Annotated in this window: 7 protein-coding genes and 2 pseudogenes; 2 read left to right on the top strand and 7 right to left on the bottom strand. The window is 64.8% G+C overall.

The genetic code is table 11. The annotated features are described in order from the left end of the window. From WAN02_RS03200 to WAN02_RS03175, 6 genes and pseudogenes are all read right to left on the bottom strand, one after another. Positions 1-108 (bottom strand): annotated as a pseudogene (locus WAN02_RS03200) (short-chain dehydrogenase); the annotation flags it as partial. 2 nt (positions 109-110) lie between these two features. Beyond that, on the bottom strand, positions 111-1238 hold the full coding sequence (locus WAN02_RS03195; RefSeq protein WP_422262741.1) for a hypothetical protein: 1128 nt from the start codon (positions 1236-1238) through the stop codon (positions 111-113). A 140-nt stretch (positions 1239-1378) separates the two neighbouring features. Continuing rightward, positions 1379-1660, bottom strand: coding sequence for a hypothetical protein (locus WAN02_RS03190; protein WP_422262740.1), 282 nt, complete (start codon positions 1658-1660; stop codon positions 1379-1381). Positions 1661-1711: 51 nt separating this feature from the next. Then, on the bottom strand, positions 1712-2767 hold the full coding sequence (gene dmpG, locus WAN02_RS03185; protein WP_422262739.1) for a 4-hydroxy-2-oxovalerate aldolase: 1056 nt from the start codon (positions 2765-2767) through the stop codon (positions 1712-1714). Beyond that, positions 2764-3699 carry an acetaldehyde dehydrogenase (acetylating) gene (locus tag WAN02_RS03180; RefSeq protein WP_422262738.1) on the bottom strand — a complete coding sequence of 312 codons (936 nt, stop codon included), beginning with the start codon at positions 3697-3699 and terminating at the stop codon, positions 2764-2766. Before WAN02_RS03180 ends, dmpG begins: the two co-directional genes overlap by 4 nt. Before the next feature lie 10 nt (positions 3700-3709). Beyond that, complete coding sequence (locus tag WAN02_RS03175; protein WP_422262737.1) at positions 3710-4495, bottom strand: 2-keto-4-pentenoate hydratase; 786 nt, start codon at positions 4493-4495, stop codon at positions 3710-3712. Positions 4496-4568: 73 nt separating this feature from the next. Between WAN02_RS03175 and kstD the strand changes: the two genes are divergently transcribed. Next, positions 4569-6305 carry a 3-oxosteroid 1-dehydrogenase gene (gene kstD / locus WAN02_RS03170; protein WP_422262736.1) on the top strand — a complete coding sequence of 579 codons (1737 nt, stop codon included), beginning with the start codon at positions 4569-4571 and terminating at the stop codon, positions 6303-6305. A gap of 1 nt (position 6306) precedes the next feature. After that, complete coding sequence (locus WAN02_RS03165; protein ID WP_422262735.1) at positions 6307-7167, top strand: MaoC/PaaZ C-terminal domain-containing protein; 861 nt, start codon at positions 6307-6309, stop codon at positions 7165-7167. A gap of 79 nt (positions 7168-7246) precedes the next feature. On the opposite strand, the pseudogene WAN02_RS03160 reads toward WAN02_RS03165, so the two are convergent. Next, a pseudogene (locus tag WAN02_RS03160) lies at positions 7247-8085 on the bottom strand (endonuclease domain-containing protein). Between the last annotated feature and the right edge of the window lie 150 nt (positions 8086-8235).

Raw genomic sequence — 8235 nt, 5'->3', positions numbered from 1 at the left:
CAACACCAACTCGGCACCGTCACGCGCACACCGATGCGCCAACGTGGTGCCGAGGCCCGGGCCGACGCCGCTGATCACGATTACTTTTTTCTCAAGCATTCCGGTCATGGCTACCCCAACATCCTGGCTGCAATTTGCTGCTGGCGCAACGCGATCCGTGTACGCCAGTCGTCGTCAGAGATCTTATTGTGGTCAAAGTGCGGCAAGGAAGCCGGTAGTGCATCGACGTCCACCAACTCGACGCTCGGACCGTCGGCCTCGGTGAGTTGGCGCGACACCCGCTGCCAGCGGAACTGCAGGAAGCCGCGGCGGTGCCCCAGCGTTTCGACCCAGTTGGTGACGCCGGGATTCTGATCGGCGATTACGATGCGGACCTTACCGTCCGGATCCGCTTGCGCCTGCGTGTTGTTCAGCGACGTCTGGTGATTGATGTAGTCCAGCGAGATGTACCACATGCTGCCCAGCTGGAACCCGAGGTACGGCGCATCGGTCACCGGCAGCGTGATGATCAGAGCCTGGTCGGGCCGCAGATCGAAGTGTCCGACCGAGGAGTACTGCGTCGCCAAACCGCCGGGCGTCAGGCGCGGTGCGACCATGGTGTTGACCGGGATGTCGAGATAGAACCACTGGGGAAATTGCAGCCAGGTCTTGATACGGTTGACGAGTTGCTTTCCCGTTGTCGTGTAACGCTTTTCGATGGCGGCGCGGGTCAGCGGAGGCGGCGCGGTGCCGGCGGTGTCCGATCGCGAGATGGACAGCGTCCCCCGTCGGGCCGCCCAGTCGCCGTAGACCTCTCGGATCACCAACTGGCCGACGCTGGTGGGCCGGACGTGCCATTGGAAGCTGCCGTCGGCGGCGATCTCGAGCTCGCGGTCGTCGAACGCCGCCTGGCTGGCGGGCACGTTGTCGTCGGTGTATTCGCCGCCGAGCAGTTGGAAACTGAGATCGGTTGTGCTGCCGCGGACCCCGGTGACCGTGTAGTCGTGGTTTGGTTGCACCCGGCAGCCGAAGTAGAGGGTGTCCGGGTTGTCCAGGCCCATCTTGGTGAACGGGCCGGTGCCCGAGAGCAACATCGGGTGATCGCGGTCGTAGTCGAACACCATGTGCTCGCAGGCCGCCACACAGCCGGCGAGATATTGCAGCCCTTCGAGCAGATCGGCTTCGGTCTCGATATGCGGTGCGGCGGCGACGAGTTCTTCGGCCTCGGCAATGGCGTCGGTTAGCGGCTGGGAAAACACGACTCGACGCTAGAACGTGTTCTAGTTTTCGTCAATGGGCGAACACCCGCCCGGCGACGATGCAGGCCGGAGCGGCCTGAGGAGGAGCCGGGCCAACGACACCGCGTGTTGCCGCAAAGTTCAGCGACGACGCCGATTCACTAATCCGTGCACTGCTGGGACAGGTCGATCAGATGCTGCCGCACATCTGGGTGCCGGCTGAGGTAGTCCATCACGTTCGGACCGCCGCCCTCGGCTTGAGACTGCGACGACAGGTGCTGCTTGACGTCGGGATGGCGGGTCAAGTACGAGTCGATGGACTGGCCCACGGTCTGATTGCATGCGGCACTCGCCACCGGCAGCACGATGATCGTCGCGGCCGAAGCCGCCAGCAGCCCACCAACGATCAATCCGCGGCCGGCCCAATTGAATGACGTGCTCATGCGCGCGAGATTACTCGCGGCAGCTATGCGCAAGCTGTGCAAATACTCAGACTAACGCGAGGTCGCGGTGCCATTTTCTTGCTCGCGCTTGATCTCCAGCGCGATGTCGATGAGCTGGTCTTCCTGACCGCCGATCAGCTTGCGCTGGCCGGCCCGGTGCAGCAGTTGGTGGGCCGGAACGCCGTAACGCTCGGACTGACGGACCGCGTGCTTGAGGAAGCTGGAGTAGACCCCGGAGTAACCCATGATGAGTGCGTTGCGGTCCAGCAGGCATTCGGCCGGCATGGCCGGTGCGACCACCTCTTCGGCGGCGTCGGCGATGTCGAAGAAGTCGATCCCGGTCTTGACGCCGATCTTGTCGAACACCCCGATCAGCGCCTCGACCGGCGCATTCCCCGCACCCGCTCCGAACCGGCGGCAGGACCCGTCGATCTGCTTGGCGCCGGCCCGAACCGCCTCCACCGAGTTGGCCACGCCCAGCCCGAGGTTCTCGTGCCCATGGAAACCCACCTGGGCGTCGTCGCCGAGTTCATCGACCAACGCCGCAACCCGGTCGCTCACCGCGTCCAGGACCAGCGCCCCGGCCGAGTCGACGACGTACACGCATTGGCAGCCGGCGTCGGCCATGATGCGGGCCTGCGCGGCCAGCTTCTCCGGAGGGATGGTGTGAGACATCATCAGGAACCCGACGGTTTCCAGGCCCAGCTCGCGGGCCAGCCCGAAGTGCTGGATCGAGACGTCGGCCTCGGTGCAGTGGGTGGCGATCCGGCAGATCGAGCCGCCGTTGTTCTGCGCCTCTTTGATGTCTTCCTTGGTGCCAACGCCGGGCAGCATCAGGAAGGCGATCTTGGCCTCTTTGGCGGTCTCGGCGGCGAGCTTGATCAGCTCCTGCTCGGGCGTCTTGGAGAACCCGTAGTTGAAGCTCGAGCCACCCAGCCCGTCGCCGTGCGTCACCTCGATGACCGGCACGCCCGCGTTGTCGAGCGCGGCCACGATGGCGCCGACCTCGTCCTTGGTGAACTGGTGACGCTTGTGGTGAGAGCCGTCGCGCAGGGACGTGTCGGTCATCCGGACGTCCCAGATTGGGTTGAAGAAGATGTCGCTCATGCCTTCGCTCCTCCCGCTGCAGCGGACAGGGATTCTTTGGCGATTTCCTCGCCGACCTTGGTGGCCGCCGCGGTCATGATGTCCAGGTTGCCCGCATAGGGCGGCAGGTAATCGCCGGCGCCTTCGACCTCGACGAATGTGGTGACCAGAGCCTGGCCTCCCGAGTGCACCGACGGGTCGTCGAACTGCGGGTCGTTGAGCATCCGGTAACCCGGCACGTAGGTCTGTACCTCGGCGACGACGTCGCGGATGGACTGGGTGATTGCAGCCCGGTCAGCGTCCTCGGGGATCGCGCAGAAGATGGTGTCGCGCATGATCATTGGCGGGTCGGCCGGGTTCAGGATGATGATCGCCTTGCCGCGCTTGGCTCCGCCGATGGTCTCGACGCCGCGGGACGTGGTCTTGGTGAACTCATCGATGTTGGCCCGGGTTCCCGGCCCGGCCGACGACGAGGACACCGACGCGACGATCTCCGCGTACGGCACCTCTACGGTGCGCGCGACGGCGTAGACGATGGGGATGGTCGCCTGTCCCCCACAGGTGATCATGTTGACGTTCGGCGCGTCGAGGTGCTCGCGCAAGTTCGCCGGCGGGATCACCGCTGGGCCAACCGCGGCGGGAGTCAGGTCAATGGCCCTGATGCCGGCGGCTTCATACTTCGGCGCCGCATCCCGGTGGACGTAGGCGCTGGTCGCCTCGAACACCATGTCGGGCTTCTCGGACTGAGCCAGCAGCCAGTCGACACCTTCGTGGGTGGTCTCCAGTCCCAGTTTGCGAGCCCGCGCCAAACCTTCGCTGTCCGGGTCGATGCCCACCATCCAGCGCGGTTCCAGCCACTCCGACCGCAGCAGCTTGTAGAGCAAATCGGTGCTGATGTTGCCCGATCCGATGATGGCCACACTGGGTTTTTTTAGCCGAGCCTGCGACCCCATGGACGCTCCTTTACTCGAAAGACAACCGGACGGACCCAAGGCCGTCGAAATCTGCGACGAAGTTGTCGCCGGGGCGGGCGTCGATGGCTCGGGTACACGAACCGGGCAACACGATGTCGCCGGCCCGAAGCCGTACCCCGAAGCTTTCCACCTTGCGGGCCAGCCACGCCACTGCGGTCACCGGGTTTCCCAGCACCGCATCGCTGCGACCCTCGGCGACCACCTCGCCGTTGTTGGTCAGTACCGCGTCGATCGCCTTGATATCGATGTCAACCGGCGCGACGCGCGCCGTGCCCAGCACGAAACCCGCAGACGACGCATTGTCGGCGATGGTGTCGCAGAGCGCGATCTTCCAATCGGTGATCCTGGTGTCGATCAGTTCGATGGACGGCACGAATGCTTCGGTCGCGCCCAGGACATCGTCTTCGGTGCAGTTCGCGCCGGGCAGGTCGTGGGCCAGGATGAAGCCGACTTCGACTTCCACCCGGGGGTAGAGGTACCTGTCCGCCTTGACTGGGACGTCCTCGAAGACCTGCATCTCGTCGAGCAGGTGTCCGTAGTCCGGCTCGTCGACACCCATCATCTGCTGCATCGCCAGCGACGACAGGCCCACTTTGTGGCCCACCACCCGGGCGCCCTCGGCGACCCTTTGCCGGATGTTGATCAGCTGGATCTCGTAGGAGTCGACGACGTCGATCTCGGGGTGCCCGGTGGTCAGCGGCGCGATAGGTTGGCGGCTCCGCTCGGCCTGCGCGAGGTCGGCGGCCAACTCATCACGGGCAGCTACCGAGATCATTTCGCCGAAGTCCCCTCACTCGTTTGACCGGGGCAGTAGCGCCCGGCCCCGGCAATTCTATAACGTGTTCTACATGACAGCTCAGGAGTTCGACGTCGTCGTGGTCGGGAGCGGCGGCGCCGGCATGGTGGCTGCCCTTGCTGCCGCCCACCGGGGTCTCTCGACAATAGTCATCGAGAAGGCCGCCCACTACGGCGGCTCCACCGCACGCTCGGGCGGCGGCGTGTGGATTCCCAACAACGAAATCCTGCAGCGCGACGGCGTCAAGGACACCGCGCAAGCGGCCCGCACGTACCTGCACGGAATCGTCGGAGACGTCGTCGAAGCGCAGCGGATCGACACCTACCTCGAGCGCGGCCCCGAGATGCTGTCGTTCGTGCTCAAGCACTCGCCGCTGAAGATGTGCTGGGTGCCGCAATACGCCGACTACTACCCCGAAGCCCCGGGTGGTCGGGCCGGCGGCCGTTCCATCGAGCCGAAGCCGTTCAACGCCAAAAAGCTCGGCGTCGATCTGCCCGGCCTGGAACCGCCGTACGGCAAGGTCCCGCTCAACGTCGTTGTGATGCAACAGGACTACGTGCGACTGAACCAGCTGAAGCGTCACCCACGCGGCGTGCTGCGCAGCCTCAAGGTCGGTGCACGCACCATGTGGGCCAAGGCCACCGGTCAGGCCCTGGTCGGTATGGGACGCGCTCTGATCGGGCCGCTTCGGATCGGTCTCCAACAGGCCGGTGTCCCGGTACAGCTCAACACCGCGCTGACCGACCTTTACGTCGAGGACGGGGCAGTCCGCGGCGTCTACGTCCGCGACACTGAAAAGTCGGAAGCCGCTGATCCACAACTGATTCGAGCACGAAAGGCCGTGATTCTCGGCAGTGGCGGGTTCGAGCACAACGAGCAGATGAGGATCAAGTACCAGCGTGCGCCGATCACCACCGAGTGGACGGTCGGTGCGAAAGCCAACACCGGCGACGGAATTCTCGCCGCCGAAAAGCTCGGCGCCGCACTCGACGTCATGGAGGACGCCTGGTGGGGTCCGACCGTCCCACTGGTCGGTGCACCGTGGTTCGCATTGTCGGAGCGCAACTCTCCCGGCTCGATCATCGTCAACATGTCCGGCCAGCGATTCATGAATGAATCCATGCCGTACGTCGAAGCGTGCCACCACATGTATGGCGGCGACTACGGGCAGGGGCCGGGCCCGGGTGAGAACATCCCGGCGTGGCTGGTGTTCGACCAGCAGTACCGCGACCGCTACATTTTCGCTGGATTGCAGCCAGGACAACGCATTCCGCGTAAGTGGACGGAGTCAGGTGTCATCGTCCAGGCGGATACGCTGGAGGAGTTGGCCGCCAAAGCCGGCCTGCCGGTCGGGGAGTTCAACGCGACGGTCCAGCGTTTCAACGGCTTCGCGCGCTCGGGTGTCGATTCTGACTATCACCGCGGCGAGAGCGCCTACGACAGGTACTACGGCGACCCGACGAACAAGCCGAACCCGAACCTCGGCGAGATCAGCCATCCGCCGTACTACGCGGCCAAGATGGTTCCGGGCGACCTGGGCACCAAGGGCGGCATCCGCACCGACGTTCACGGCCGCGCGCTTCGCGACGACGGCAGCGTGATCGACGGCTTGTACGCGGCGGGCAACGTGAGCGCTCCCGTGATGGGGCACACCTACCCTGGGCCGGGCGGCACCATTGGCCCCGCCATGACCTTCGGCTATCTGGCCGCCCTGCACATCGCCGGAGCGTCCGGCGACGATGCCGGTCAGAATGACCCGCGGAGGAACCGGACCGAGGGAAACCGCTGACATGCCGATCGATCCCGACGTCGCGCTGGCTGCCGAGCTCGAGCCGATCGAATTCGCCTGGAGCAGTAGCGATATTCAGCTCTATCACCTCGGACTGGGCGCAGGTGCCGATCCGATGGATGCCCGCGAGCTGCGCTACCTGGTCGATGACACACCGCAGGTGCTGCCGACATTCGGCAACGTGGCCGCGACCTTCCATGCCACCAAGCCGCCAACCGTGCAGTTTCCCGGTATCGACATCGAGCTGAGCAAGGTTCTGCACGCCAGCGAGCAGGTCACTGCGCCGGCGCCGTTACCTCCGTCGGGTTCGGCGAAGGCCGTCACCCGGTTCACCGACATCTGGGACAAGGGCAAGGCCGCGGTGATCTGGTCCGAGACTCGAGTGACCGCACCGGACGGAACGCCGCTATGGACGCAGCGGCGTTCGATCTTCGCTCGCGGCGAAGGCGGGTTCGGTGGCGACCGTGGGTCGTCCACGTCGACGGCCGCACCGGACCGGGCGCCGGACCTGGAGCTCGACATCCCGGTGCTGCCGCAGCAGGCGCTGCTCTACCGGCTCTGCGGCGATCGCAATCCGCTGCATTCCGATCCCGAATTCGCCTCTGCGGCAGGTTTTCCGCGGCCGATCCTGCACGGTCTGTGCACTTACGGCATGGCCTGTAAGGCGCTCACCGACGCGCTGCTCGACGGTGATGCAGGCGCCGTCGGCTCCTACGGCGCACGGTTCACCGGCGTCGCCTACCCGGGCGAGACGCTGAAAGCCTCCGTCTGGAAAGAGGACGGGCGATTGCTGGCCACCGTCACCGCGCCGGCTCGAGAGAATGCCGTCGTGCTCACCGGAGTGGAGCTAGTCCCGGTCTAGCCACTTTGCCGCCCCGAGCGCTCCGAGCGCTCCGAGCGTGAAGGTAGGTTCACGGTCGCGGCCGAGCGTGAAATTGGCCTCACGCTCGGCCAGCTAGGGCGGACCTGACCCGTCGAACAATCGCCGCGGGTCTATCACCTGCTACGACACGAATCACGGTCCAGCCAAGTCGATGAAGTAGTTCCGATCGCCGCACATCCCAGTTGTATTGATGCCGGTCGGTGCGATGTTGGTCGCCGTCATACTCCACCGCGACTTTGACGTCCTCCCAACCCATATCAAGGTATGCAATCGAGTTGCCTGACTCGTCACGCACCGTGATCTGTGTTTGCGGCCTCGGTATTCCAGCGTCGATGAGGACCAACCGCAACCACGTCTCCTTGGGGGACGCGCTCCGGCGTCGAACAGAGTGATCGCAAGCCGCGCGCCTGCGATACCTCGACGTCCGGCATACCGCTGAGCCAACAGCTCGACGTCAGCCGCTTTGATTTCCGTCGCACGGGCCAGCGAGTCGATAGCAGCAACCGCGGTCGTCATCGGATACCAGCACCCGAGGTCTAACGCCGTCCTGGTCGGAGTAGTTACCGGCACACCATCAATGACGGTGATCTCGTCTCCTTCGATGCGGTCCCCTCGTGTGAAGAGTCCCGGCAGCCTGTGCCGGTTTTCATGGATCAAATCCACAGTCGTCGTGTCGTCGACCCATTTGCTTCCGTGCATAGCAGCCGCAGAGAATCCCGCAACGAGTCCTTGTCGCTTCGTCCAGAGCCATCCCGCTTTAGCGCGGAGCGCAGCGGTTACCTGCACGTCCCGGTGTACGTAAACGTCGCGAAACAGCCTGGTGTAGCCGGTACTTAGCTGGCTGCTGGTCAGGGTCCCGTCAGCGATCGCCTCGCTGCCCACGAACGGCTCCGGCATGGTCGCAGAGTGTCACCAAGCACGCCAAACGGCACTTCACCCGTCTGAAGGTGAAGGTATCTTCACGTTCGACCGCGAGCGTGAGAACAACTTCACGTTCGGCGCTGGGACGACGCCTAGCCCAGGATCAAACCGGACGTCGGCACACCG

The sequence above is a fragment of the Mycobacterium sp. genome, assembly GCF_049281135.1.
Lineage (GTDB): Bacteria > Actinomycetota > Actinomycetes > Mycobacteriales > Mycobacteriaceae > Mycobacterium.
Note: the sequence above shows the minus strand (reverse complement) of the source record. Positions and strands in the feature narration are given on the sequence as shown.

Coding starts and splice junctions, on each gene's coding strand:
- WAN02_RS03190 (WP_422262740.1), bottom strand. CDS start 1,660: ATGAGCACGTCATTCAATTGGGCCGGCCGCGGATTGATCGTTGGTGGG.
- dmpG (WP_422262739.1), bottom strand. CDS start 2,767: ATGAGCGACATCTTCTTCAACCCAATCTGGGACGTCCGGATGACCGAC.
- WAN02_RS03180 (WP_422262738.1), bottom strand. CDS start 3,699: ATGGGGTCGCAGGCTCGGCTAAAAAAACCCAGTGTGGCCATCATCGGA.
- WAN02_RS03175 (WP_422262737.1), bottom strand. CDS start 4,495: ATGATCTCGGTAGCTGCCCGTGATGAGTTGGCCGCCGACCTCGCGCAG.
- kstD (WP_422262736.1), top strand. CDS start 4,569: ATGACAGCTCAGGAGTTCGACGTCGTCGTGGTCGGGAGCGGCGGCGCC.
- WAN02_RS03165 (WP_422262735.1), top strand. CDS start 6,307: ATGCCGATCGATCCCGACGTCGCGCTGGCTGCCGAGCTCGAGCCGATC.